The organism is Variovorax sp. LjRoot175 (genome assembly GCF_964253805.1).
In the GTDB taxonomy this organism is placed as follows: Bacteria; Pseudomonadota; Gammaproteobacteria; order Burkholderiales; family Burkholderiaceae_C; genus Variovorax.
Window position 1 is genome coordinate 2,075,472 of sequence record NZ_CAXURY020000001.1, and the last position, 23,603, is coordinate 2,099,074.

At 69.5% G+C, this 23,603-nt stretch carries 19 protein-coding genes; 14 read left to right on the forward strand and 5 right to left on the reverse strand.

The window, feature by feature from the left end; all coding sequences use genetic code 11:
* The first annotated feature begins 10 nt into the window (after positions 1-10).
* Genes ACSQ89_RS10510 through ACSQ89_RS10525 form a run of 4 tightly spaced genes read left to right on the forward strand, consistent with a single transcriptional unit; the run spans position 11 to position 4,632 of the window.
* A complete protein-coding gene (locus ACSQ89_RS10510; protein WP_093102586.1) occupies positions 11-889 on the forward strand; it encodes a lytic transglycosylase domain-containing protein in 879 nt (292 codons plus the stop codon).
* A 6-nt stretch (positions 890-895) separates the two neighbouring features.
* On the forward strand, positions 896-2,002 hold the full coding sequence (locus ACSQ89_RS10515; protein ID WP_436290584.1) for a Kelch repeat-containing protein: 1,107 nt from the start codon (positions 896-898) through the stop codon (positions 2,000-2,002).
* Positions 2,003-2,053: 51 nt separating this feature from the next.
* On the forward strand, positions 2,054-4,444 hold the full coding sequence (gene parC, locus ACSQ89_RS10520; RefSeq protein ID WP_093102589.1) for a DNA topoisomerase IV subunit A: 2,391 nt from the start codon (positions 2,054-2,056) through the stop codon (positions 4,442-4,444).
* Between the two features lie 2 nt (positions 4,445-4,446).
* On the forward strand, positions 4,447-4,632 hold the full coding sequence (locus ACSQ89_RS10525; RefSeq protein ID WP_093102591.1) for a hypothetical protein: 186 nt from the start codon (positions 4,447-4,449) through the stop codon (positions 4,630-4,632).
* A gap of 82 nt (positions 4,633-4,714) precedes the next feature.
* On the opposite strand, the gene ACSQ89_RS10530 is transcribed toward ACSQ89_RS10525, so the two are convergent.
* Positions 4,715-5,809 (reverse strand): MBL fold metallo-hydrolase, encoded by a 1,095-nt coding sequence (locus ACSQ89_RS10530; protein ID WP_093102593.1) that lies wholly within the window; start codon positions 5,807-5,809, stop codon positions 4,715-4,717.
* Positions 5,810-5,914: 105 nt separating this feature from the next.
* Between ACSQ89_RS10530 and ACSQ89_RS10535 the strand changes: the two genes are divergently transcribed.
* Complete coding sequence (locus ACSQ89_RS10535) at positions 5,915-9,469, forward strand: patatin-like phospholipase family protein (protein ID WP_436290583.1); 3,555 nt, start codon at positions 5,915-5,917, stop codon at positions 9,467-9,469.
* Between the two features lie 59 nt (positions 9,470-9,528).
* On the opposite strand, the gene ACSQ89_RS10540 is transcribed toward ACSQ89_RS10535, so the two are convergent.
* The gene (locus ACSQ89_RS10540) at positions 9,529-11,232 is read right to left on the reverse strand and encodes a hypothetical protein (RefSeq protein ID WP_436290582.1); all 1,704 of its coding nucleotides are present in this window, start codon (positions 11,230-11,232) and stop codon (positions 9,529-9,531) included.
* Between the two features lie 134 nt (positions 11,233-11,366).
* Here ACSQ89_RS10540 and ACSQ89_RS10545 point away from each other — a divergent pair, with 134 nt between their 5' ends.
* The 9 genes from ACSQ89_RS10545 (at position 11,367) to ACSQ89_RS10585 (ending at position 19,413) form a co-directional block, all read left to right on the forward strand.
* Positions 11,367-12,038 (forward strand): amino acid ABC transporter permease, encoded by a 672-nt coding sequence (locus ACSQ89_RS10545; protein ID WP_093102689.1) that lies wholly within the window; start codon positions 11,367-11,369, stop codon positions 12,036-12,038.
* Between the two features lie 5 nt (positions 12,039-12,043).
* Positions 12,044-12,697 (forward strand): amino acid ABC transporter permease, encoded by a 654-nt coding sequence (locus ACSQ89_RS10550; protein WP_093102599.1) that lies wholly within the window; start codon positions 12,044-12,046, stop codon positions 12,695-12,697.
* A 46-nt stretch (positions 12,698-12,743) separates the two neighbouring features.
* Positions 12,744-13,541, forward strand: a complete 798-nt coding sequence (locus tag ACSQ89_RS10555; RefSeq protein WP_436290581.1) for a transporter substrate-binding domain-containing protein — start codon at positions 12,744-12,746, stop codon at positions 13,539-13,541.
* A 5-nt stretch (positions 13,542-13,546) separates the two neighbouring features.
* Positions 13,547-14,326 (forward strand): amino acid ABC transporter ATP-binding protein, encoded by a 780-nt coding sequence (locus ACSQ89_RS10560; RefSeq protein WP_436290580.1) that lies wholly within the window; start codon positions 13,547-13,549, stop codon positions 14,324-14,326.
* A 3-nt stretch (positions 14,327-14,329) separates the two neighbouring features.
* Positions 14,330-15,070 carry a sugar phosphate isomerase/epimerase family protein gene (locus tag ACSQ89_RS10565; protein WP_436290579.1) on the forward strand — a complete coding sequence of 247 codons (741 nt, stop codon included), beginning with the start codon at positions 14,330-14,332 and terminating at the stop codon, positions 15,068-15,070.
* The gene (locus tag ACSQ89_RS10570; protein WP_436290578.1) at positions 15,067-16,017 is read left to right on the forward strand and encodes a sugar kinase; all 951 of its coding nucleotides are present in this window, start codon (positions 15,067-15,069) and stop codon (positions 16,015-16,017) included. Before ACSQ89_RS10565 ends, ACSQ89_RS10570 begins: the two co-directional genes overlap by 4 nt.
* Entirely contained in the window at positions 16,017-17,000 is a 984-nt protein-coding gene (locus ACSQ89_RS10575) for a 2-hydroxyacid dehydrogenase (protein ID WP_436290577.1), read from the forward strand. The genes ACSQ89_RS10570 and ACSQ89_RS10575 overlap by 1 nt, the downstream gene beginning before the upstream one ends.
* A gap of 14 nt (positions 17,001-17,014) precedes the next feature.
* The gene (locus ACSQ89_RS10580) at positions 17,015-18,040 is read left to right on the forward strand and encodes a LacI family DNA-binding transcriptional regulator (RefSeq protein ID WP_436290576.1); all 1,026 of its coding nucleotides are present in this window, start codon (positions 17,015-17,017) and stop codon (positions 18,038-18,040) included.
* Positions 18,041-18,183: 143 nt separating this feature from the next.
* Complete coding sequence (locus ACSQ89_RS10585; RefSeq protein WP_436290575.1) at positions 18,184-19,413, forward strand: MFS transporter; 1,230 nt, start codon at positions 18,184-18,186, stop codon at positions 19,411-19,413.
* A gap of 26 nt (positions 19,414-19,439) precedes the next feature.
* On the opposite strand, the gene ACSQ89_RS10590 is transcribed toward ACSQ89_RS10585, so the two are convergent.
* The 3 genes from ACSQ89_RS10590 to ACSQ89_RS10600 are packed head-to-tail and all read right to left on the reverse strand — an operon-like array spanning position 19,440 to position 23,592.
* Positions 19,440-19,898 carry a RidA family protein gene (locus ACSQ89_RS10590; RefSeq protein WP_436290574.1) on the reverse strand — a complete coding sequence of 153 codons (459 nt, stop codon included), beginning with the start codon at positions 19,896-19,898 and terminating at the stop codon, positions 19,440-19,442.
* Positions 19,895-20,902: a transglutaminase family protein gene (locus tag ACSQ89_RS10595; RefSeq protein WP_436290573.1), complete on the reverse strand. Its 1,008-nt coding sequence runs from the start codon at positions 20,900-20,902 to the stop codon at positions 19,895-19,897. The genes ACSQ89_RS10590 and ACSQ89_RS10595 overlap by 4 nt, the downstream gene beginning before the upstream one ends.
* Positions 20,903-20,904: 2 nt before the next feature.
* Positions 20,905-23,592: a circularly permuted type 2 ATP-grasp protein gene (locus tag ACSQ89_RS10600; RefSeq protein ID WP_436290822.1), complete on the reverse strand. Its 2,688-nt coding sequence runs from the start codon at positions 23,590-23,592 to the stop codon at positions 20,905-20,907.
* Between the last annotated feature and the right edge of the window lie 11 nt (positions 23,593-23,603).

A 23,603-nucleotide genomic window follows, 5' to 3' on the forward strand; every position in this document is an offset into this window, starting at 1 on the left:
TCTGACCCCCATGCGCACCCTTGGCCGTTTCCTCCCATTGCTGCTGGCCCTGCTGCTGTCGATGACGCAGCCGCTCGCGCACGCGGCCGACATCTTTGGCTACGTCGACGAGCGGGGCGTCGCGCATTTCGCGCCCGAAAAGCTCGACGAGCGCTACCAGCTGTTCTTCCGCGGCGGCCAGAGCTTCGACACGGCGGACGGCATCGGTCCGCTTTTGCGCGGACGCGCCGGCAAGGTCGACGGCAAGGTGCCGCGCGCCTCGCAGACCCTGCTCGCGCTGTTCGAGGCCTCGCCCAGCTACAAGCCCGCGCAGGGAGCGTTGCGCGAAGCCGCCAGGCGCCATGCGATCGACTACGAACTGCTGCAGGCCCTGATCGCCACCGAGTCGGGCTTCGATGCGCAGGCCGTGTCGCCCAAGGGCGCGCTCGGCCTCATGCAATTGATGCCGGCCACCGCGCAGCGCTACGGCGTGCAGGCCGACAAGCGCGGCTCGCTCGAGAAGAAGCTGTTCGACCCGCGCATCAACATCGCTGCCGGCTCGCGCTACCTGAGCGACCTGATCGAGATGTTCCCCGGCGACATCGAGCTCGCGCTTGCGGCCTACAACGCGGGCGAGGGCGCGGTGCAGCGCGCCGGCAACAAGATACCGAACTACCGCGAGACGCAGAACTACGTGAAAACGGTGCTGCAGCTCTACGCCTATCTCAAGCCTTCGGCGGCCGCAGGCCGCGGCGGCAAGGCGCCGGGGCGCGTGCGCATGGAACTTGCGCCGCCGCGCGGCGGTGCGCTGGGCCGCGGCAACATGCCGCCGGATTCGCGGGGCGTGCCCGCGATGCCTTCGCTGCCCGAGCCGCCGCAGGGGCTGCGGCTCGATCCCGCCCTGTCCTGAAGCTCGATGCAGCGCCGAAACTTCGTTCTCGCCACCGCGCTGGCCGCCACGACCGGTGCGGCGCGCGCGCAGCACCATCTGCCCGTGGCCCCGTCCTCGGCCGAACCCTACGCCAGGCTGCAGGGCGGCGTGCCGCACCACATGACGCCGGAGCAAGAGGCACAGCGCGTCACCGACAGCCCGGCGCCGGCCGGCGCGCCGGGCCGCTGGGTGCCGCGCGCGGCCCTGCCGATCCCGCGCAGCGAGATGGCCTGGGCCACGGCCGCGCAAGGCCGCATGCACGTGGTCGGGGGCTACGGCGAAGGCGCGGTCAACCGCGACTACCACCACATCTACGATCCGGCCGCCGACCGCTGGCTCGACGGCGCGCCGCTGCCGCGCGGCGCCAACCACGTCGCGGTGGCGGCCGAGGGCGGGCGCGTCTATGCCCTCGGCGGCTTCGTCGAGCAGAACCGGCGCTCGGACGCCAACGCCTACGTCTATGAGATCGCGGCCAACCGCTGGACCGCCATCGCGCCGCTGCCGCGCCCGCGAGGCGCCGCGGCCGCTGTGGTGCAGGGTGGCGCCATCCACCTGATCGGCGGCGCGTCCGAGCCCGCGGCCGAACGCGCCAGCGTGGGCTGGCACGAGGTCTACGACCCCCAGGCCGACCGCTGGTCCTCGCGCAAACCGCTGCCCGGCGCGCGCGACCATGTGGGCTGCATTGCGCACAACGGCCAGATCCACGTGATCGGCGGGCGCTTCAACACCTTCGAATACAACACCGAACTGCACCACGTCTATCTGCCGGCGCGCGACACCTGGGAGTTGCGCGCGCCGCTGCCCACCGCGCGCTCGGGCCATGGCCTGGTGGTCTATCGCGGCCGCCTCTATGCCATGGGCGGCGAGGGCGGCTTCCTGGCCGGCGGCGTGCCGCGCCTGGCCAGGGTCTTCGGCCAGATGGAAAGCTACGATCCGGTGGCCGACAGCTGGCAGCGCCATGCGCCCATGCCCACGCCGCGCCATGCGGTGGGCGCGGCCGTGATCGGCGACTGGATCTACGTCGCGGGCGGCGGCGCGGTGCTGGGCGGCAGCGTGCAATCGGCGGTGCACGAGGCATTCACACTGGGCTGAGCGCGCTCGCGCGCGACGGCCTGCAACTCTTTTTTCTTCTCTCTTTTCTTCATGGACTCCCAACCCCCGCTCGATCTCCTAGGCCCTGCCGACGAAGGCGACAACGCCCTCACGCTGGCCGACTACGCGCAGACCGCCTACCTCGAATACGCGCTCAGCGTGGTCAAGGGCCGCGCGCTGCCCGACGTCAGCGACGGCCAGAAGCCGGTGCAGCGGCGCATTCTTTATTCGATGTCGCGCATGGGCCTGGGCTTCGGCGGCGCCAACGGCACTGTCGGTGCCAAGCCGGTCAAGAGCGCGCGCGTGGTCGGCGACGTGCTGGGCCGCTTCCATCCGCACAGCGACCAGGCCGCCTACGACGCGCTGGTGCGCATGGCGCAGGATTTCTCGCAGCGCTATCCGCTGGTCGACGGCCAGGGCAACTTCGGCAGCCGCGACGGCGACGGCGCCGCGGCGATGCGCTACACGGAGGCGCGGCTGGCGCGCATCACCAGCCTGCTGCTCGACGAGATCGACGAGGGCACGGTCGATTTCATCCCCAACTACGACGGCTCGACCGAGGAGCCGCGACTGCTGCCCGCGCGGCTGCCCTTCACGCTGCTCAACGGCGCGAGCGGCATCGCGGTCGGCCTGGCCACCGAGATCCCGAGCCACAACCTGCGCGAGATCGCAGACGCCTGCGTGGCGCTGATCAAGTCGAACGGCAAGCTCAGCGAGGAAGAGCTGTTCGCGCTGGTGCCCGGCCCCGACTATCCGGGCGGCGCGCAGATCATCAGCGGCGCGGCCGACATCGCCGAGGCCTATCGCACCGGCCGCGGCTCGCTCAAGGTGCGCGCGCGCTGGAAGATCGAGGAGCTCGCACGCGGCCAGTGGCAGCTGGTGGTCAACGAGTTGCCGCCGGGCGTGAGTACGCAGAAGGTGCTGGAAGAGATCGAGGAGCTCACCAATCCCAAGATCCGTGCCGGCAAGAAGGCGCTCACGGCCGAGCAGACGCAGCTGAAGGCGGCCGTGCTCTCGGTGCTCGACGTGGTGCGCGACGAGTCGAGCAAGGATGCGGCCGTGCGCCTGGTGTTCGAGCCCAAGACCTCGCGCATCAGCCAGGAGGAGTTCATCACCACGCTGCTGGCGCAGACCTCGCTCGAAAGCTCCTCGCCGATCAATCTCACGATGGTCGGCATCGACGGCAAGCCGACGCAGAAGTCGCTGCGCCAGATGCTCAACGAGTGGATCGCCTTCCGCGAGATCACGGTCGAGAAGCGCTCGCGCCATCGCCTGGGCAAGGTGCAGGACCGCATCCACATCCTCGAAGGCCGGCAGCTGGTGCTGCTCAACATCGACGAGGTGATCGCGATCATCCGTGCGGCCGAGGATCCGAAAGCGGCGCTGATCGCGCGCTTCGATTTGAGCGAGCGGCAGGCCGAGGACATCCTCGAGATCCGCCTGCGCCAATTGGCGCGGCTGGAGGCCATCAAGATCGAGCAGGAGCTCAAGGGTCTGCGCGAGGAGCAGAAGAAGCTCGAGGACATCCTCGCGAGCCCGGCGGCGCTGCGCCGCCTGCTGGTGAAGGAGATCGAACAGGACGCGAAGAGCTTCGAGGACCCGCGCCGCACGCTGATCCAGGCCGAGAAGCGCGCCGTCGCCGAAGTGCGCGTGGTCGACGAGCCGGTGACGGTGATCGTCTCTCAGAAGGGCTGGGTCCGCACGCAGAAGGGCTGGGCCAGCGAGCGCGCCGCGGGTGCGGCCGCACCCGAGTACAGCTTCAAGTCCGGCGATGCGCTCTACGGCGCCTTCGAGTGCCGTTCGGTCGACACCTTGCTGGTCTTCGGCACCGCCAAGGACAAGACCGTGCGCGTCTACACCGTGCCCGTGGCCTCGCTGCCGGGCGGGCGCGGCGACGGCCAGCCGGTCACGACGCTGATCGATCTCGACAGCGGCACGCACGTGGCGCACTACTTCGCGGGACCGCCCGGGGCGGCGCTGTTGCTCGCCAACACGGGCGGCTACGGCTTCATCGCCTCGGTCGAGAACATGATGTCGCGCCAGCGCGGCGGCAAGGCCTTCGTCGACGTGGGCGAGGGCGAGCAGCTCACCCGGCCCTCGCTGGTCGGCGGCGCGAGCGGTGCCGAGCCGATGCCGCCGGCGACGCACGTGGCCTGCGCCTCGACGGGCGGACGCATCCTGACCTTCGAGATCCTCGAGATGAAGGCGCTGCCCAAGGGCGGCCGCGGGCTCATGCTGATCGACCTCGACGCCAAGGACACGCTCGCCGGCGCCGCGGCCTACACGCGCAGCGTGAAGATCGAAGGTATCGGCCGCGGCGGCAAGGAACGCGAGGAGACGCTGGAGATCCGCACGCTCAACAACGCTCGCGCCAGCCGCGCGCGCAAGGGCAAGGCGGCCGATCTCGGCTTCAAGCCGACGAGCATCGTGCGGGTGCTCTGAGCATGGAATTCGGCGCCCTCGGCATCTTCGTTCTCGTCATCAGCTGCGCCTGCAGCTTCCTGCTCGCGCGCTGGCTCGGCAAGCGCCGGCGCGATGCGCGCCGGGAGCGGGAGCGGCGCGCGGCGGAGGCGGGCCAGAGCCGGCAGGTGCGGCGCGCGAGAGAGCGGGCCAATAACCGTTCGGGCTGAGCTTGTCGATGCCTGGTACCGGCTTCGACCTTCGACCGGCTCAGGACAGGCCAAGCTCAGCACGAACGGTTTGGGATGGGGCCTACCTCAGGCTTTCCCACCAGCGCACGTTCGTGCGCGGCCGTCCCACCGTCAGCACCTCGCCGATCTCCGGCGTCGCAAGCTCGATCTTCTTCGCCTGCGAGAGGTCGGCAATGCGGTCCAGCGGGTCGCGCCAGGTGTGGAAGGCCAGGTCGAAGGTGCTGTTGTGCACCACGTAGAGCATCTTGCCGCGCAGGTCCTGGAAGGCCTGCACGCTCTGTTCGGGCGTCATGTGCACCGAAGGCCAGTAGCTGTCGTAGGCGCCGTTTTCCATCAAGGCCAGGTCGAAGCCGCCGAAGCGCTCGCCGATCTGCCTGAAGCCGGGGAAGTAGCCCGAGTCGCCGCTGTAGAAGATGCGCTCGCCGCCGCTCTGGATGACCCAGGAGGCCCACAGCGTCTTGTTGCGGTCGTTCAGCGTGCGGCCCGAGAAATGCTGCGCCGGCGTCGCCGTGAGGCCGACGCCGTCGTGCTCCGCGGCCTGCCACCAGTCGAACTCGGCCACGCGCTCGGCCGGCACGCCCATCTCGATCACGCGAGCGCGCACGCCCAGCGGCACGAAATAGCGCTGCACGCGCTGCGCCAGGTACTCGATGGTCGCCACGTCGAGGTGGTCGTAGTGGTCGTGCGAGAGGATCAGCCCCTCGATCGGCGGCAGCTGCTCGAGCGTGAGCGGCGGCTGGTGGAAGCGCCGGGGCCCGATCCACTGGAAGGGCGAACTGCGCTCGCTGAACACCGGGTCGATCAGCCAGTACTTGCCGCGCAGCTTGAGCAGGTGGGAGGAGTGGCCGAGGCGGATCACATGGGTGCCCTGCGGATCCAGGGCGTCGAGTTGCGCGGTGGTGACGGCGCGCACTGGAATCGGGTCGACCGGCACGGTGCCGTTCTTGGTGCCCGCGATGAAGCGCGACCAGATCTTCCACGGGCTCGCGGAGGGCAGGGCCTGCGGATTCGGCGGATTCTGAAAGCTGCAGCCATTGAACTGCGGCGATGCCGCATAGGGCGTTTCGCAGGCGCCGGTGGAGGTGCTGGCGCAAGCGGCCATGAGGCCGCAGGCCGCGGCCAGGAGAAGGCTTCTGCAGAGGGTGTCGGCTGTCATCGCCGCGAGCTTAACCAAATGACTTGCATTCCGGCATAGACCATTTGCGGCATTGATACCCCTCGCCAAGCGTGAAATATTCCACGCGGAACGACGAGGAGCCGCATGGACGACACCATCCAAGAGCTGGTGGCAACGCGCCGCAAGGCGCTGGCGGGCGTCGACGACGGCCGCAGGCCCTGGGGCCTGGCCCTGTCGGGCGGCGGCATCCGCAGCGCCACCTTCTGCCTGGGACTGATGAAGGCGCTGGCCGCGCGCCGGCAACTGCTCAAGTTCGACCTGGTCTCGACCGTCTCGGGCGGCGGCTACATCGGCGCCACCCTGGGCCGGCTCTGTACCGAAGCGAAATCGGCCGACGAGGTGCGCGACATCGAGCGTGCGCTCGGCGACGTCGATCGCGCGCGCTTTGGCTGGTGGCTGCGCAGCAACGGCCGCTACCTCATTCCGGGCGGGCTGCGCGACACGCTGTTCGCCAGCGCGCTCTACCTGCGCAACCTGCTGGGCACGCATATCGAGATCGCGATCGCCGCGGGCCTGATCGGCATGGTGCTGGCCGCCATCAACCTGCTGCTGTGGGACACGGTGTTCCGTGCCGTGGACCTCAACAGCCTGCCCTCGGACGCGCAGGCCGGCGTGACCGATCTCGCAAGCGTGCAGTCGGTGCGCCTGCTGGTGCAATGGTCGACGCAGTGGCCCACGCTGTGGTTCACGCTGGTCGGTCCCTTCATCGCATCGGTGGTGCTGGCCTGCGCCTACTGGTCGGTGCGCGACAAGCCGTCCACCTCGTCGGTGCTGCTGCAGGTGGCGATGTGGTGCGCGCTCGGCGCCGGCGCCTGCTGGATCGGGCCGCGGCTGGTGCGGCACTACAGCGGGCCGCTCTGGCTCGCGCCCACCTTCGTGGCCTTCGCGCTGTGCTGGGTGGTCGCGCTGCTGTGGGTGCTGTGGCGCAGCAGCAAGCGCACGCCGGCGCAGCTGCGCAACGAGCTGACGGAGGGGCTCGCCGCGGTGATCAACTCGGCATTGCTGATCGTGATGCTGGGCCTGCTCGACCGCAGCGCCTGGTGGCTCGCGGCCGAAACCCAGCGGGAGCGTGCTTCCTACGGCGCGGCGCTGCTGATCGTGGCAGCGGCGCTGCGCGGCGTGCTGCCGATGCTGTTGTCGCAGAAGCGCCAGGCGCCCGGCATCGGCAAGACGCTGATGCTGACGCTCGCCAGCCTGTTCGGCCTGCTGCTGGCCTTCTGCCTCGCGGCCTGGTGGGTCGGCGTGGTCTATTCGGTGGTGCTGCTGCCGGTGTTCACGCCCGAGGGGCTGGACTTCTCGCGCGGCTGGGTCTGGCTCGGCACCATCGCCGTGATCGTCGGCAGCTATGCGCTGGTCACCGGACGCAACTTCGGCTTTCTCAACGTCTCCTCGCTGCACATGTTCTACAAGGCGCGCATCGTGCGCGGCTACCTCGGTGCCGCCAACGCCAAGCGCCTGGGCGCCAGCCCGACGGACGCGGTCTCGGGCCTCGAGCCGCCGCGGGTGCCGGTCGGCGAGGTCGATGCGCGCGACGACATCTCGCAGCTTCGCTATGCGCCGCACCTGCATGGCGGACCGGTGCACCTGGCCAACGTCTGCATCAACCAGACGCACGACCCCAAGCAGCGCCTGTTCAACCGCGACCGCAAGAGCCAGCCGCTCACGATCGGCCCGCTGGGCTGGATGCAGGCCGGCGGCGCCAACTGGGCGCAGGCGCATGGCGACGGCGCGCTCACGCTTGGCGCATGGACGGCGATCTCGGGCGCGGCCTTCGCGCCCGGGCTCGGCCGGCTCACCAAGCGCGGCATCGCGGCGCTGTCGGTGTTCGCGGGCCTCAGGCTCGGCTACTGGTGGAACAGCGCCGAAGCCGGCATCGTGCAGCGCGGCGCCGCCGTGCATGCCAGCCCGCTCCTGATGAAGACGCGCTTCATGCTGCTCGAATGCTTCGGCGCCTTTCCCGGCAGCAGCTCGGCCAACTGGTACCTGAGCGACGGCGGCCATTTCGAGAACACTGGCGCCTACGCGCTGCTGCGGCAGCAGGCCTCGCTGATCGTGATCGCGGATTGCGGCGCCGATCCGGAGTACCGCTTCTGCGACCTCGAGATCCTGATTCGGCGCGCCCGCATCGACCTCGACGCCGAGATCACCTTCATGAAGCCGCGGCCCGGCGCCGACTGGGCGCACCTGGGCGCCTTCGGCTCGCTCAACGATCTTGCCTCGCCCCACAGCCAGGCCTGCCTGGCGCTGGCGCAGGTGCGCTATGCGAGCGGCGCGACGGGGCAGATCGTACTGGTCAAGCCCAACGTCTCGGCGGCGCTGCCGGTCGACCTGGTGAATTTCAAGGCTGCCAATCCGCTCTTTCCGCAGCAGCCGACCACCGACCAGTTCTTCGACGAGGCCCAATGGGAGAGCTACTTCCGGCTCGGCGCCGAGATCGGCTCGCGCCTCGAAGGCGAGATGCTCGACCAGGTGGCGATGGGCGCGCCCGGGCTCTTCGTGCCCGACGACGGCCAGGCGCAGCCGGCGGCGCGTGCGGCTGACGCCGACAGCGACGACAACGACGGCGCCGCCGCACCCACGGCCGGCGCGATGAGCCGGCTGCAGGCCCGCGTGATGAAGGCCGGCGCCGTGACCGCATCGGTCGGGCTCGGCACGGCCGCCACCTTCGGCGTCGCGGCCTGGCAGGGCATCGACAGCTGGCGCGTGCAGCGTGCCGAGACGCAGAAGGCCGAGAACAGCGCGTTCAAGGACCTCACCGAACTCTGGGCCCGCCTGCGCGCCGGCGCCACCACGACCAGCGAAGCGCCGGCGCTGCTGGCCGCCGAGCTGCTGCGCACCGGCGATCTGCTGTGCCGCGACGGCAGCGAGAACTTCATGGCGAAGTTCCGGCTCTCGGTGCGCATCGTCGACGATGCCAAACAGGCCTGCACCAACGAAGCGCCCGAGCAGCGCACGCCGGCCTGCGCGCGTCTGCTCGACCCCGGCAACGGCATCGACTGCCTGCAGCCGACGCAGGCGCCGGCGTGCGCGCCGCGCTACTGGGCGCGCGACTACTCCGGGCAGACGGGTTCCAAGCAGAACTGCAGCGGCACCTTGCCTGAGCCCTGGCCGGTGGTGGTGTGGCTGCGCGATAGGCTCACCGGGCCGCCCGACGTGCAGGTCGCCGCCGCGCCGCCGCCAGTCGTGCAGGGGGCGCAGCCGCCCTACATGCCGCGGCCAGCCCAGAACGGCGAAGCGCCGGCGAACGGCTCGCCTCCCGCGCCCGCCGCAGTCGCGCCGCCGCCCGCCGGCGTGTGCAACGACACCGTGGTCTACATCCAGACCTACGGCTCCGCGCTGCGCGACAAGGCCCGCGCGTGGCGCGGACCCTGGCGCGCGCTGGGCGCTTCGGTGCCGCCGATGGAGGACGTGCTCAGCACCTCGCGCCGGGCCGGACGCTCGCCGCCCACCGGCCATCCCGAGCCCAGCGTGATCATCCGCGACGAGACGGCGCGCGCCTGCGCGCAGGCCCTGGTCCAGACCGCCGCCTCGCCGACCGGCCAGCCCTGGGTCATCAAGCTGCTGCCGCGCTCGATCAAGGCGGCGCCCGGCGCGATCGAGGTGTGGCTGCCGCGGAGCAAGGACGCGTCGGCGGGCTGATGAAACCCGTCGTGCAGCGGAACATTCGCTCCGAGCTTAGGGCCTGTTAACAGGCCCTTCTAGTCCGACCCCGGCCGCCAGACCCGCATCAGCACCGCCAGCTTGGTGCGGAAGGTATGGCGCTCGTCCGAGAGCGCATCCAGAAAGTCCGACAGCCGCTTCGACTTGACCATGGTGTAGACCGTGAGGCAGGTGGTCAGCACGCCCACCACGGCAAACCACACCAGCTTGCGCGCCAGCGGCGCCTCGGCCTCGGCCAGCAGGTTCATGCCGAGGAAGCCGGTGGTGATGGTGCCGATCAGGCCGAACAGCGTGACCACCGTGAGCCGCACCACCGTGTTGGCCTGGCGGCGCAGGCTGTCGGCGTCGAGATACGTGTTCATGTCGGCGATGCGCACCTTGACCTCCTCGTAGAGCGGATCGAGCCCGAGGTGCGTGGTGCACAGGTGCGACAGCGCGCGCACCTGCGCCTGTTCCGAGATCTCGTGGAACCAGTAGCGGTGCGTGAAGCGAAGAAAGCCCTCGAAGCTACTGCGGATCGCGCGCTTGAAACGCTTGACGCTGGCCACGTCGTGTATGTTGAGCATGCGCAGCGCCTCGACCAGGCGATCGGAGAACATCAGCAGCGCGGCCTTCTGGAAATGCGCGATCAGGAACAGCAGGAAGTGCTGGTGCCGGAACTGCGCCAGCACGCCGCGGTCGCGGCAGCAGAAGAATTCGGAGTGCGCGTCGCCGACCACGATGAGCGCGCGGCCGTTGCACATGTAGCGCGTGTTGGGCGCGGCGCCGGCATCGACCCAGAAGCGGTCGTAGCAGTATTTCTGCTCGAAGTCGGCCACGTGCTCTTCGGCATAAGGCAGGGGGCCGGCGCCGCCGACCGCAGGCTCGGCCGCGCCCGTGACCAGGGCCAGGCGGACGAAGTCGTTGCGCGAGAGCCGGCGCGGGTCGTCGAGCGAGAGGTAGGCCATCACCGGCATGCGGTAGTACTCGAGCTGGCGGAAGCGCAGCTCGCCCGGCTGCTCCGAATGGTCGCTCACCAGCGGCTGCATCAGCCAGGCCCAGTGCGCAGCAATGCGCGGCGCGCGGTGCTCGGCCACGTGCGAGAGAAAGGCCTCGCGGTTCTGCACGTCGGAACTCGAAAGCACGCTGCCGTCGCTGCCCAGCCACTCGACGCTATGCATGCAATGCAGCGCAGCGCCCTGGGCATCCCAGCCGCCGGGATAGGCGCGGCCGAAGCGGTAGAGGATTTCCTGCGCCAGCGGCAGGCTCAGGTCGTCGGCGCCGACCTCCATGTTGAGCAGCACCACGTCGACGTCGTAGAAGAAGTACAGGTCGACATGCACCACCTGCAGCACGACGGGCGCATCGCCGGGCCGGGCCACCACGCGCACGGCGGCGATGTCGCGCCGGCGGAAAATGCGCATCGGCGAGTCGCCGCCGTCGGGGCCCCCGGACTGGCGCCGCGCGCGGCCTTCGCCGTAGAGGAAGCGCTGCACGTAGGGCAGGAAGCTCACGAACTCGTTGTAGTGGCGCTCGTGGAAGCGCTCGCTGTCGCCCGTGTACTCGTCGATCTCCTCGCGCCAGGGAGAAGCGTCGCCGAGCTCGTGCAGCACGTCCCAGGGGCTGCGGTGCGCGTGGCGGGGCTGCGTCGTCGGCATCAGCCGCAGGGGCCACAACAGGGCCTGGCGCAGATGGCGCACGGTGGGCGCGGCGCCCGCACTTTCGCCCCGTGTCGCGGTGTCCGGCAGGGTGGTGGTCAGCATCGTGCGAGTGTAGGCAGAAGGCCGACTAGGGGAAATCCCTGATGTGGTGCTGAAACCGGTTTCATACACTTCGTTCCCTCGTATCGAAGTCTTGTCTCCAGAGCGGGATGCACCATCCCGAACTTGTCTCCCCCGTGAACTACCAATTCCAGTTCGACGCTGTCTTTGCCGCGTGGCCGCTGCTCTTGAAAGGCACCTGGATCACCATCCAGCTCTCGCTCGTCGCCACGCTGCTGGGTCTGGTGGTGGCCATCTTCTGCGCCTGGGGCAAGACCTCGGGGCCGGGCTGGCTGCGCTTCATCGTGAACGCGTACATCGAGGTGATCCGCAACACGCCCTTCCTGGTGCAGCTGTTCTTCTTTTTCTTCGCGCTGCCGGCCATCGGGCTGCGCTGGTCGCCCTACACGGCCGCGCTCACCGCGATGGTGGTCAACCTCGGCGCCTATGCGGCCGAGATCGTCCGCGCCGGCATCGAGTCGATTCCCAAGGGCCAGATCGAGGCGGGCAGGGCGCTCAACCTCAAGCCCTGGGAAATCTTCCGCTTCGTCATCATCAAGCCGGCGCTCAAGGCCATCTACCCTGCGCTCACCAGCCAGTTCATTTTGCTGATGCTGAGCTCGGCGGTGGTGTCGGTGATCTCGGCCGACGACCTGACCTCGGTCGCCGCCAACCTGCAGTCGCAGACCTTCCGCAGCTTCGAGATCTACATCGTGGTCGCCGCCATCTACCTGGCGCTGGCGCTCGCGTTCTCGGCGCTGTTCAAGCTGATTTACCGGCGCACCCTCAACTATCCGGATCGGCGCTGACCACCATGCGTACCTTCGGTTATCCAGAGTTCCTGTTCATCCTTGAAGCGGCCAAGTGGACGCTGGCGCTGTCGCTGATCGCCTTCGTAGGCGGCGCCATCCTCGGGCTCGTGATCGCGCTGGCCCGCACCTCGGACAGCAAGACCGCGCGTCTTCTTTCCACCGGCTTCATCCAGATCTTCCAGGGCACGCCGCTGTTGCTGCAGCTCTTCCTGATCTTCTTCGGCGCGCCGGTGCTCGGCTTCGATATCAACCCGTGGATCGCGGCCGGCGTGGCGCTCGTCCTCAACAGCGCGGCCTTCCTCGGCGAGATCTGGCGCGGCTGCATCGAGGCCATTCCGCGCGGCCAGTGGGAGGCAGCACAGGCGCTCAACCTCGGCTACGCGAGCCGCATGCGCGACGTGGTGCTGCCGCAGGCCTTCAAGATCGCGTTGCCGCCGACCGTGGGCTACGTGGTGCAGATCATCAAGGGCACTTCGCTGGCCGCGATCATCGGCTTCACCGAGATCACGCGCGCCGGCCAGATCATCAACAACGCGACCTTCCAGCCGCTCTACGTGTTCACGACAGTGGCGGCGATCTACTTCGTCATCTGCTGGCCGCTGTCGCTGGCGGCCGCGCGCATGGAACGCCGGCGCGCCCGGGCGCTCGCGCGCTGAGCTTGTTTCTCTTTTCGTTTCTGTCCTCAACCCAGGAGACTTCGACATGACCTTCTTCACCACCCGCCGTGCGGCCGTCGCAGCGCTCGGCCTCGGCGCCGCACTGACCGCCTTCGCACCCTTCGCATCGGCCCAGACCATGGCCGACACCAAGAAGAAGGGCGAGATCACGATCGGCATGCTGGTCGACTTCCCGCCCTACGGCACGACCAATGCCAAGAACGAACCCGACGGCTACGACGCCGACGTCGCCAAGCTGCTGGCCAAAGACTGGGGCGTGAAAGCCAACATCGTGCCGGTCACCGGCCCGAACCGCATTCCCTTCCTGCTCACCAACAAGGTCGACCTGCTGGTCGCCTCGCTGGCCGTGACGCCCGAACGTGCCAAGCAGGTGCAGTTCTCGCAGCCCTACGCGGCCGCGACCATCGTGCTCTACGGCAAGACCGGCGCCAACATCAAGAGCGCGGCCGACCTGAAGGGCCAGCGCGTGGGCGTGGCCCGCGCCAGCACGCAGGACGTGGCGGTGACCAAGGCCGCGCCCGAAGGCACCGAGATCCGCCGCTTCGACGACGACGCCTCGGCCATGCAGGCGCTGATGTCGGGCCAGGTCGATGCGATCGGCTGCTCCGTCACGGTGGCGGCGCAGATCGCCAAGCGGGTGCCGCCCAAGACCTTCGAAAACAAGTTCACGCTGGTGCAGCAGGCCATGGCGGTGGCGATGCGCCCGGGCCAGGACGACCTGCTGAAGAACGTGAACGAGTTCGTGCAGAAGAACACGGCCAACGGCGAGCTCAACAAGCTTTACAACAAGTGGCTCCAGACCGATCTGCCGAAATTGAACTAAGCCCCATGACGGACGCAGTCACGACCCACGCCGGCACGGATTCGATCATCCGGCTCGAGGCGGTGAACAAGTGGTACGGCACTTTCCAGGTGCTGACCGACATCGATCTCTCGGTGCGCACCGGCGAACGCATCGTGATCTGCGGGCCATCGGGTTCGGGCAAGTCGACGTTGATCCGCTGCATCAACCGGCTAGAGACGGTGCAGAAGGGCGAGATCGTGGTCGACGGCATCGAGCTCACCGCCGGCGGCAAGAACGTCGACGCGGTGCGCGCCGAGGTCGGCATGGTGTTCCAGCAGTTCAACCTGTTCCCGCACCTCACGATCCTGCAGAACTGCACGCTGGCGCCGATGCGCTCGCGCGGCATGAGCAAGGAAGAGGCCGAGGAGGTGGCGATGAAGTACCTCACGCGCGTGCGCATTCCCGAGCAGGCGCACAAGTACCCGAGCCAGCTGTCCGGCGGCCAGCAGCAGCGCGTGGCGATCGCGCGTGCGCTGTGCATGTCGCCCAAGATCATGCTGTTCGACGAGCCCACTTCGGCGCTGGATCCCGAGATGGTCAAGGAGGTGCTCGACACCATGATCGGCCTGGCCGAGGACGGCATGACCATGCTGTGCGTCACGCACGAGATGGGCTTTGCGCGCAGCGTGGCCGACCGCGTGATCTTCATGGCCGACGGCAAGATCGTCGAACAGGCGCCGCCGGGCGAGTTCTTCGGCAGCCCGAAGCACGAGAAGACGCGCCAATTCCTCGGCCAAATTCTCAGCTCGCATCAAGCACACTGAGCGATGCCTCAAGTACTGATCTCTCTGTCGTCCTTCGGCGCGGCCGAGGTGGGGCGGCACGGCCAGCTGTGGTGTGCGCAACTGGCCATGGCGGCCGGCGCCGACAGCGTCGAGGTGCGCGGCGAATTGCTGCGCGATCCTGCGGCCGAACTGCCTGCGCTCGCGGGCCTTGCTTCGGTCTACTCCAGTCCCGAAGGTCTCTGGGCCGAGGGTGGCTTGCTCGACAGCGCTGCACTCGCGCGCGGCCTCGCCGCCGCGACCATGCTGGGCGCGCGCCGGCTCAAGATGGCCATCGGCGACTTTCGCGCGTCCTCGCACGGCGCGCTGGCCGGCCTGCGCTCGCGGCTTGCCGAGACGCCGATCGAACTCGTGATCGAGAACGACCAGACCGTGTCGGCCGGCACGCTGCCCGCGCTGCAAAGCTTCTTCGATGCGGCCGACCATGCCGGGCTCGATCTCGGCATGACCTTCGACATAGGCAACTGGCACTGGATCGGCGAATGCCCGCTGCAGGCGGCCCAGGCGCTGGCCCCGCGCGTGCGCTACGTGCATTGCAAGGGGGTTCAGCGCCTGCCGGCCAAATGGGTCGCGGTGCCGCTGGCCGAATCCGCCGCGCCCTGGCGCGCCGTGCTGCGCGCCTTGCCGGCCGAGGTGCCGCACGCAATCGAATACCCTCTGATCGGCGACGATTTGCTCGCCATCACGCGCGACCAGATTGCGCATATCCGAGCATTGCGAACATGACAAACCCTGCCTTCGACGTCGCGCTCTTCGGCGAGGCCATGCTCTTGCTGGTGGCCGACCAGCCTGGCCCGATCGAGAACGCCACCGCCTTCCACAAGCGCACGGCCGGTGCCGAAACCAATGTCGCGATCGGCCTCGCGCGTTTGGGCCTCAAGGTCGGCTGGGCCAGCCGGCTCGGCACCGATTCGATGGGCCGCGCGCTGCTCGCCACCATGCAGGGCGAAGGCATCGATTGCTCGCACGTGATCAGCGACCCGACGCAGCGCACCGGCTTCCAGTTCAAGGGCCGCGTGACCGACGGCAGCGACCCGCCGGTGGAATACCACCGCAAGGGTTCGGCCGCGAGCCACATGGGCCCGGCCGATGTTGACGAGGCCTGGCTGCGCTCCGCGCGGCACCTGCATGCGACCGGCGTGTTCGCGGCCATCTCCGACACCAGCCTGCAGGCCGCGATCAAGACCATGGAGGTGATGCGCGCGGCCGGCCGCACGATCTCCTTCGATCCCAACCTGCGGCCCACGCTGTGGGCGTCGACCGAGGTGATGCGGCGTTCGATCAACGACCTCGCGGCCCGCGCCGACTGGGTGCTGCCCGGCGTGGAAGAGGGCCTGCTGCTCACCGGCGAGACGACGCCCGAAGGCGTGGCGCATTTCTATCGCGGGCTCGGCGCGAAGCTGGTGGTGGTCAAGCTCGGCGCCGAGGGCGCCTACTATGACAGCGATGTGGCCGGCACCGGGCGTATCGACGGTTTCCCGGTGGCGCAGGTGATCGATACCGTGGGCGCCGGCGACGGCTTCGCGGTCGGCGTGGTCAGCGCGCTGCTGGAAGGCAGGACGGTGCCCGAGGCGGTGCGCCGCGCTGCCTGGATCGGCGCCCGCGCCGTGCAGGTGCTGGGCGATACCGAAGGCCTGCCGACGCGGGCGCAATTGAACGAAGCGAGGCTGTGATGCGCAAGAAGGTGTTGGTCTTTCGCGAACTGCCTGACGACCAGCTCGCCCGCCTGCAGGCGGTGCACGAGGTCATGGTCGCCAATCCGCGCATCGCGGCCGAGCGCGAGGCCTTCGAGGCCGCGCTGCCGCTGGCCCAGGGGCTGATCGGTTCGAGCTATCCGGTGGACGATGCGCTGCTCGAATGCGCGCCCAAGCTCGAAGTGATCTCCAGCGTTTCGGTCGGCGTCGACAACTACGCGCTGGCTGCCCTGCATGCGCGCGGCATCATGCTGTGCCACACGCCCGGCGTGCTCGACGAGACGGTGGCCGACACCGTGTTCGCGCTGCTGATGGCAACCAGCCGCCGCGTGGTCGAGCTCTCCAACCTCGTGCGCGAGGGCCGCTGGACCGGGAACATCGGCGAGGATCTGTTCGGCTTCGACGTGCACGGCAAGACGCTGGGCCTGCTGGGCTTCGGCCGCATCGGGCAGGCCATCGCGCGCCGTGCCGCTCTGGGCTTCGGCATGCCGGTGCTCTACCACGCGAGGCGCCCGGTCGATCTGGCTGCTCAGTCGCCGGAGCTGCTGGGGCGCGCGATGCACACGCCGCTCGACGATCTGCTGGCGCGCGCCGACTTCGTGGTCGCGATGCTGCCGCTGTCGGACAGCACGCGCGGCATGATCGACGAGCGCGTGTTCGCTCTCATGAAGCCGGGCGCCATCTTCATCAACGGCGGCCGCGGCGCCACCGTGCAGGAACACGCGCTGCTCGCCGCGCTCGACCAGGGCAGCTTGCGCGCCGCCGGCCTCGACGTGTTCGCGACCGAGCCGCTGCCCGTGGATTCGCCGTTCGCCACCCATCCGCGCGTGACGCCGCTGCCGCACATCGGCTCCGCCACGCACGAGACGCGGCATGCGATGGCCGAACTGGCCACCACCAACCTGCTGCAAGCGCTCGCGGGCGAGCGGCCGGCGGCGGTCTACGACACGGCCTTCGCTTGAACGCGCGACCGCCCATGCAGCGCCCGGCCAAAGCAACGATTGCAGACGTCGCCAAGGCGGCGGGCGTCTCCAAGGCCACCGTCTCGCGCTTTCTCAACCACCGCGAGCGCCTGCTGAGCCCCGACATCGCGGCACGCGTCGAGGCCGCGGTGGCCCAGCTGGCTTACACGCCGAGCCCGATGGCGCAGGCCCTGAGCCACGGCCGCTCGCGCCTGATCGGCCTGATCGTGGCTGACATCACCAACCCCTATTCGGTCGCGGTGCTGCGCGGCGCTGAGAAGGCCTGCCAGGACGCCGGCTACCTGGTCATGCTGTTCAACCTCGGCAACGACATCGACCGCGAGCGCGAGGCCATCGATGCGCTCGCGGGCTACCAGGTGGACGGCTTCATCCTCAACACGCTGGGCCGCGGCGCAGGGCTGATCGATGCCGACGCGCTGCATGGCAAGCCCGCGGTGCTGGTGGATCGCCGCCATGCCGGCATGCACACCGACTTCGTGTCGCTGGACAACCCCGCGGCAATGCAGGCCGCCTGCGGCCACCTCGTCGAGGGCGGGTACCGCGAGCTGCTCTACATCACCGAGCCGCTGAAGGGCGTGAGCTCGCGGCGCGAGCGCACCGCCGCTTTTGGCGACTGCATCGCGGCCCACGAGCCGCGCGTCGCGGGCCAGGTGTTCGAGAGCACCGGCGACGACGGCGATGCGCTCGATGCCGCGCTGCGCGCCCTGCACAAGCGAGCCAAGCGCGGGCGGCGTGCGGCAGTGCTGGCCGGCAATGCGGTCGTGACCTTGCGTGTGGCCTCGGCCATGGCGCGCCTGGGCTGGCGCTTCGGCGAGGAACTCGGCTTCGTGGGCTTCGACGATCCAGAATGGGCGCCCTTGATCGGACCGGGCCTCAGCGCCATCGCGCAACCCACCGACGCCATCGGCCGCGCCGCGGCGACCTGCCTGATCGAACGCCTGCGCGGCCTCGAAGGGCCACCGCGGCAGCTGCTGCTGCCTGGCGAGCTGGTTGTGCGAGGTTCGTCGGGTTCGGCCTGACGTTTTCGATTGTTGGCAAAGGGGAAACGGAGAACTTCCCCTGGGGGCCTTTGACGCCGTCGATGCGGCTTCAAACTCACCACCTCGCACTGCAACAAGCCTCGACGCACCGCGCCGCGGCTCCTTCCAAGGCTTCTCCATCCATGAATGCACCCTGCACCTCATGCGCCGATGCGCTGCCCTCCGTCTCTGAAACCACCGAAACCCCCCGTTCCGCCTGGCTCGCGGTCGGCTCCATCGCCGTCGGCACCTTCTCGATGGTCACGACGGAATTCCTGCCGATCGGCTTGCTGACGGACATCGCCGCCGGCATGAACGTCACCGACGGCACGGCCGGCCTTATGGTCACGATGCCGGGCGTGCTGGCCGCCTTCGCCGGGCCGGCGCTGATCGTCGCCTCGGGCCGTCTCGACCGGCGGACCGTGATGATTGCGCTCTCCGTGCTGCTGGTTGCATCCAACCTGCTGGCCGCCTTCGCGCCGAACTTCGCGACCATGCTGGTCGCGCGTTTCCTGCTCGGCCTTTGCATCGGCGGCTTCTGGACCTTTGCGCCGGGCGCCGCCACGCAGTTGGTGCCGGATGTTTCGAAGGCGCGCGCCATGTCGCTCGTGCTGGCAGGCGTTTCGGCGGCCACCGTGTTCGGCGTGCCGGCCGGCGCCTTCATCAGCAACTTCGCTGGCTGGCGTGCGGCCTTCGCGGTGACGGGGCTGCTCGCGGCGGTCGTGCTGGCAGCGCAGATCTGGCTGCTGCCGGCGATGCCGCCGGCGCGCGCCATTCGCCCGCGCGACCTGCTGACGCCGCTCACGCGCCGCATGGCGCAGGTCGGATTGCTGGCGGTGCTGTTCCTGATCGCCGGGCATTTCGCGGCCTACACCTACCTCACGCCGCTGCTGCAGCAGACCTTCGGGCTGGCGCCGGGCGCGGTGACGGCGCTGCTGCTGGTCTATGGCGCGACCGGCTTCATCGGCACCTTCGTCGGCGGCAGCGTGGTGGCGCGCAGCGTGCGCGGCACCACGCTGCTGGCGACGATGCTGCTCGCCGCGGCGCTGCTGCTGTCGACGGTGGCCGGCAGCGGGATCGTGGCCGGCGCAGCCGTGGTGGTCGTCTGGGGTGTGGCCTTCGGTCTGATCCCGGTCTCGCTGACTGCCTGGATGATGGAAGCCGTGCCCGACGCGCAGGAGGCCGGGCAGGCGCTGCTGGTGAGCGGATTCCAGGTCGCCATCGCGTCGGGCGCGCTGATCGGTGGCGTGACGGTCGACGGCTACGGCATCTCGAGCACCATGCTCCTGAGCGCCGCGCTGGTGCTGGTGGCCACGGCCGTGGTCGCCATGCTGGGCCGCGGGCCGCGGCCGGAGGTGCGGTCAGCGGCTTGACGGCGAGGGCGCCGCCTCCCGCGGCGTCACTCGACTTCCGCGATCAGCTCGATTTCGACGCAGGCACCCATCGGGATCTGCGCCACGCCGAAGGCGCTGCGCGCATGCGCGCCTTTCTCGGGGCCGAAGACCTCGGCGAAGAATTCGCTGGCGCCATTGGTCACCAGGTGCTGCTCGGTGAAAGTGCCGACCGAGTTGACCAGGCTCATCACCTTGACGATGCGCTTGACCTTGTTCAGGTCGCCGATGGCGGCCTGCAGCGTGCCGAGCAGGTCGATCGCGATCGCGCGCGCAGCCTGCTTGCCTTCTTCGGTGCCGAGCGTCGCGCCGAGTTGGCCGACCCAGGGCTTGCCGTCCTTCTTGGCGATATGGCCGGAGAGGAACACCAGCTTGCCGGTCTGCACATAGGGCACATAGGCGGCGGCGGGGGCCGAGACCGGTGGCAGCGTGATGCCGAGGCTGGAAAGTTTGTCGTAAACACTCATGAAGGATCCTCGTCTTGTTGGGATTGCGATTGAGATTGAGATTGAGATTGAGATTGTGATTGCGTCGGTGTCTGCGCTTGCGACAGCGCCGCTTGCTGCGCCTCGGCCCGCAGCTCTTCGAGCGGCTGCACCGTGACGCCGACGTCGAGCGTGTGGCGCGCGCCGCCGTGCAGCACGCCGCGCATCGGCGAAACGTCGGAATAGTCGCGGCCGATGGCCAGCGCCACGTAGTCCTCGCCGGGTTGGCGGCCGTTGGTCGGATCGAATTCGGCCCAGTCGCCGGGTCCGTCGGCGCCGGGCAGGTAGACCGAGACCCAGGCATGCGAGGCGTCGGCGCCGACCAGCCGCGGGCGGCCGGGCGGCGGCTGCGTCAACAGGTAGCCGCTCACGTAGCGCGCTGGCAGGCCCAGCGTGCGGAAGCAGGCGATCATGATGTGGGCGAAGTCCTGGCACACGCCATGGCGTTGCGCCAGCGCCTCGATCGCCGGCGTGCTGATCTCGGTGCTCTCGGTGTCGTAGACGAAGTCGCGGTACATGCGCAGCGTGAGGTCCATGGCCGCGTCGAACACCGGACGGCCGGGCGCGAAGCTGGGCCGCGCGTAGGCGGCGAAGTCGTCGTGCCGCGGCACGTAGCGCGAAGCGAAGACGAATTCGGAGGCCGGATCGAAGGGCAGATCCTTGGCGTAGCGGAAGCGCTCGCGCACCTCTTCCCAGGGCAGCTCGAGCGAGGCCGCCGGCGACAGCACCGGCGGGCCGGTCTCGACCACGCTCTCGGCCGTGACCACCAGTTCCTCGTGCGTCGAATCGAGCGCGAAGAAAGCGCGCGTGTTGCCGTAGACGTCGGGCGACTCGCCGCGCTGCGCGGGCTTGGGGCTGATCGCCAGCGCATGGCTCACCAGTCGCTGCGAGCCGGTCGCCAACGGCTTCAGGTGCGCGAGATGCTGCGCGGTCTCGACCGGCGGCGTGTACGCATAACGCGTTTCGTGGGTGACGTGGAGCAACATGATCAGGCACCGACCGAACGCAGCGACTCGGACGTGAGGGTGAAGTAGCGGATGCCGATGGCGTCCGACACATGGTAGGCCGCGGTCTCGCAGTTTTCGAGCACATCCTCGAGCGCGGGATGGCGTCCGTCGAGTCCGGCTTCGCAGAGATGTTCGAGTGTCCACGTGGCCGGATCGGGCAGCTCGTGCGAGAGGGCGGTGAGCTTGCCCGGCGCGCTGCCCGCCAGCCGCGCGATGCGGCCGCGCAGCGTTTGCGTGACCCAGGCCAGCGAACGCGGGTTGTCGCCGTCCTGCACCAGCAGGTCGACCAGGGTCGCGACATCGCGCCGCTGCTGATAGCGCGCGTGGAAGGTGATGGTGCTGTCGAACAGCGCAACCATGGCCTCGAAGCCGCTCATCTCGTGCACCGAACCGATCTCGAGACCGGCCCCCAGCGAACTGGAGAGAAAGCCGAGCCGCTCGATGTGGCGGCCGATCGAGAGCAGCCGCCAGGCGTCGTCGCGCGTCATGCGATCGGTCTGGGCGCCGGTCATTGCGGCGAGCGCGGCGCTGGTCGATTCGAGCATGCGCAGCGCCCCGGCGCTCGCGTAGCTGCCTTCGCCCTTTTCGCCGGCCTGCTCGGCGGAGCGGCGCAGGAATTCGGCTTCGGCGCGCACGATCTGGTTCCAGTTGTCCTGCGACAGCCGCTCGCGCACCGCGGCCGCGGCCTCGCGCACGCAGCGCAGGCTGTAGCCGACGCTGCCGCCCTTTTCGACGTCGCCCAGCTCCGCGATCAATGCGCGTTCGAACACGCGGCGCGACTTCGGGATGGTCGGCACATCGCGCGGCACCAGCGCATTGCGCAGCGCCAGGCGATGCAGCCAGGCCAGGAGCGCCGGCGAGGACTGGTCTTCGCCGCCGAGGAGGTCGAGCGTGAGCCGCGCGAGGCGCACCGCGTTCTCGGCACGCTCGGTGTAGCGGCCGAGCCAGAACATGTTCTCTGCCGCGCGGCTGGTGACCGGCGCACGGTGTCGCGCGAGCGAGGCCGGCGTCGCATGCGACTGCAGCAGCGTGGTGCGGTCGACCTCACCGTGGGTCTGCACCCAGACGTCGGCGCTGCTGCCGCCGCGCTGCATCGAGGCGATCTGCGCATCGGCGCCCGCGAGCCGCGCCAGGCCGCCGGGCAGCACCCGCCACGACTTTGCGCCGTCGCTCACCGCGAACACCCGCAGCAGCACCGAGCGCGGCGCGATGTGGCCGGGGCCGAGGTCCTGGGTCCAGGTCGGCATCTGCGACAGCGGCAGGTAGCTCTGCACCGTGTGCTCGTCGCCCTGGCGCACGATGCGCCCGGCCCATTCGTCGAGCGCGCGGCGTCCCATGCGGCTGCCGAGCACGGCGTCGAAGCTGGTGTGGGAATCGTCGCCGGGGTAGGTGGACTTGATCGCGCAGCTGTCGAGCTGCGGCAGCACCGCTTCCATGGCGGCGCGTTCGCCGCACCACCAGGTGGGCAGGGCCGGCAGCCGCAGCTTCTCGCCGATCAGGCGGCGCGCCAGCGCCGGCAGGAAGCCGAGCAGGGCGGGCGACTCCAGGAAAGCCGAGCCCGGCATGTTGGCCACCAGCACGTTGCCGGCGCGGATCGCCTGCAGCAGGCCCGGCACGCCGAGCGTGGAGTCGGGCCGCAGTTCGAGCGGGTCGAGGTACTGGTCGTCGAGCCGCTTGATCAGCCCGTGCACCGGCCGCAGGCCCTGCAGCGTCTTGAGGTAGAGGCGCTGGTCGCGCACCGTGAGGTCGCTGCCTTCGACCAGCGTGACGCCGAGGTAGCGCGAGAGGTAGGCGTGCTCGAAATAGGTTTCGTTGTAGGGCCCGGGCGTGAGCAGCGCGATGTGCGGCGGCTGGCCGGCGGGGCACATGTGCTGCAGGCCTTCCATCATCGCGTGGTAGGTCGCGGCCAGGCGCTGCACGTGCAGCGCTTCGAAGGCCTGCGGAAACTGGCGCGCGATCGCGAGCCGGTTCTCGAGCAGGTAGCCCAGGCCCGAGGGTGCCTGTGTGCGCTGCGACACCACCCACCAGTTGCCGTCGGGTCCGCGCGCCAGGTCGAAGGCGGCGATGTGCAGCCAGGTGTCGCCGGGCGGCTTGACGCCGTGCATCGCGCGCAGGTAGCCCGGATGGCCGTGCACCAGCGCGGGCGGCAAGAGGCCCTCGGCCAGCAGCTGCTGCGGCCCGTAGACGTCGGCCATCACGCGGTCGAGCAGGCGCGTGCGCTGCAGCACGCCGGCCTCGATCTGGGCCCAGCTCTCGGGCGAGACGATCAGCGGGAAGAGGTCGAGCGACCAAGGGCGCTGCGGGCCGTCGGCATCGGCGTACACGTTGTAGGTGACGCCGTTGTCGCGGATCTGCCGCTCGAGGCTGACCGCGCGCCGCGGCAGGTCGTTGAAGCCGGCGGCGCCCAGCTGCTCGAAGAAATCGGCCCAGGCGGGCGCCAGCGGCGGGCGCTCGCGCGCAGAGGCCTCTTCAGCATGCACCGCGGGTGGCGCGGACGAAGCCTCGTACAGCGGCGCCGGCTGGGAGGGCCCGCCAACGCGCGGGGTCGCGATTGGCGTCGCGGCCCCGCGCAGCTCGTCGAAGTGGCCCGGCGCTGCCGGCGGGGCGAGCGCCGAGGCCAGCTCGGCGGGCGCTTCCAGCGCCTGGGCGTCGAAAAGGGATTCGTTCAGTGGGTCCAAGA

Excerpts from the sequence above, each read along its gene's own strand:
- ACSQ89_RS10510 (WP_093102586.1), top strand. The coding sequence starts at position 11 with ATGCGCACCCTTGGCCGTTTCCTCCCATTGCTGCTGGCCCTGCTGCTG.
- ACSQ89_RS10515 (WP_436290584.1), top strand. The coding sequence starts at position 896 with ATGCAGCGCCGAAACTTCGTTCTCGCCACCGCGCTGGCCGCCACGACC.
- parC (WP_093102589.1), top strand. The coding sequence starts at position 2,054 with ATGGACTCCCAACCCCCGCTCGATCTCCTAGGCCCTGCCGACGAAGGC.
- ACSQ89_RS10525 (WP_093102591.1), top strand. The coding sequence starts at position 4,447 with ATGGAATTCGGCGCCCTCGGCATCTTCGTTCTCGTCATCAGCTGCGCC.
- ACSQ89_RS10530 (WP_093102593.1), bottom strand. The coding sequence starts at position 5,809 with ATGACAGCCGACACCCTCTGCAGAAGCCTTCTCCTGGCCGCGGCCTGC.
- ACSQ89_RS10535 (WP_436290583.1), top strand. The coding sequence starts at position 5,915 with ATGGACGACACCATCCAAGAGCTGGTGGCAACGCGCCGCAAGGCGCTG.
- ACSQ89_RS10540 (WP_436290582.1), bottom strand. The coding sequence starts at position 11,232 with ATGCTGACCACCACCCTGCCGGACACCGCGACACGGGGCGAAAGTGCG.
- ACSQ89_RS10550 (WP_093102599.1), top strand. The coding sequence starts at position 12,044 with ATGCGTACCTTCGGTTATCCAGAGTTCCTGTTCATCCTTGAAGCGGCC.
- ACSQ89_RS10555 (WP_436290581.1), top strand. The coding sequence starts at position 12,744 with ATGACCTTCTTCACCACCCGCCGTGCGGCCGTCGCAGCGCTCGGCCTC.
- ACSQ89_RS10560 (WP_436290580.1), top strand. The coding sequence starts at position 13,547 with ATGACGGACGCAGTCACGACCCACGCCGGCACGGATTCGATCATCCGG.
- ACSQ89_RS10565 (WP_436290579.1), top strand. The coding sequence starts at position 14,330 with ATGCCTCAAGTACTGATCTCTCTGTCGTCCTTCGGCGCGGCCGAGGTG.
- ACSQ89_RS10570 (WP_436290578.1), top strand. The coding sequence starts at position 15,067 with ATGACAAACCCTGCCTTCGACGTCGCGCTCTTCGGCGAGGCCATGCTC.
- ACSQ89_RS10575 (WP_436290577.1), top strand. The coding sequence starts at position 16,017 with ATGCGCAAGAAGGTGTTGGTCTTTCGCGAACTGCCTGACGACCAGCTC.
- ACSQ89_RS10580 (WP_436290576.1), top strand. The coding sequence starts at position 17,015 with ATGCAGCGCCCGGCCAAAGCAACGATTGCAGACGTCGCCAAGGCGGCG.
- ACSQ89_RS10585 (WP_436290575.1), top strand. The coding sequence starts at position 18,184 with ATGAATGCACCCTGCACCTCATGCGCCGATGCGCTGCCCTCCGTCTCT.
- ACSQ89_RS10590 (WP_436290574.1), bottom strand. The coding sequence starts at position 19,898 with ATGAGTGTTTACGACAAACTTTCCAGCCTCGGCATCACGCTGCCACCG.
- ACSQ89_RS10595 (WP_436290573.1), bottom strand. The coding sequence starts at position 20,902 with ATGTTGCTCCACGTCACCCACGAAACGCGTTATGCGTACACGCCGCCG.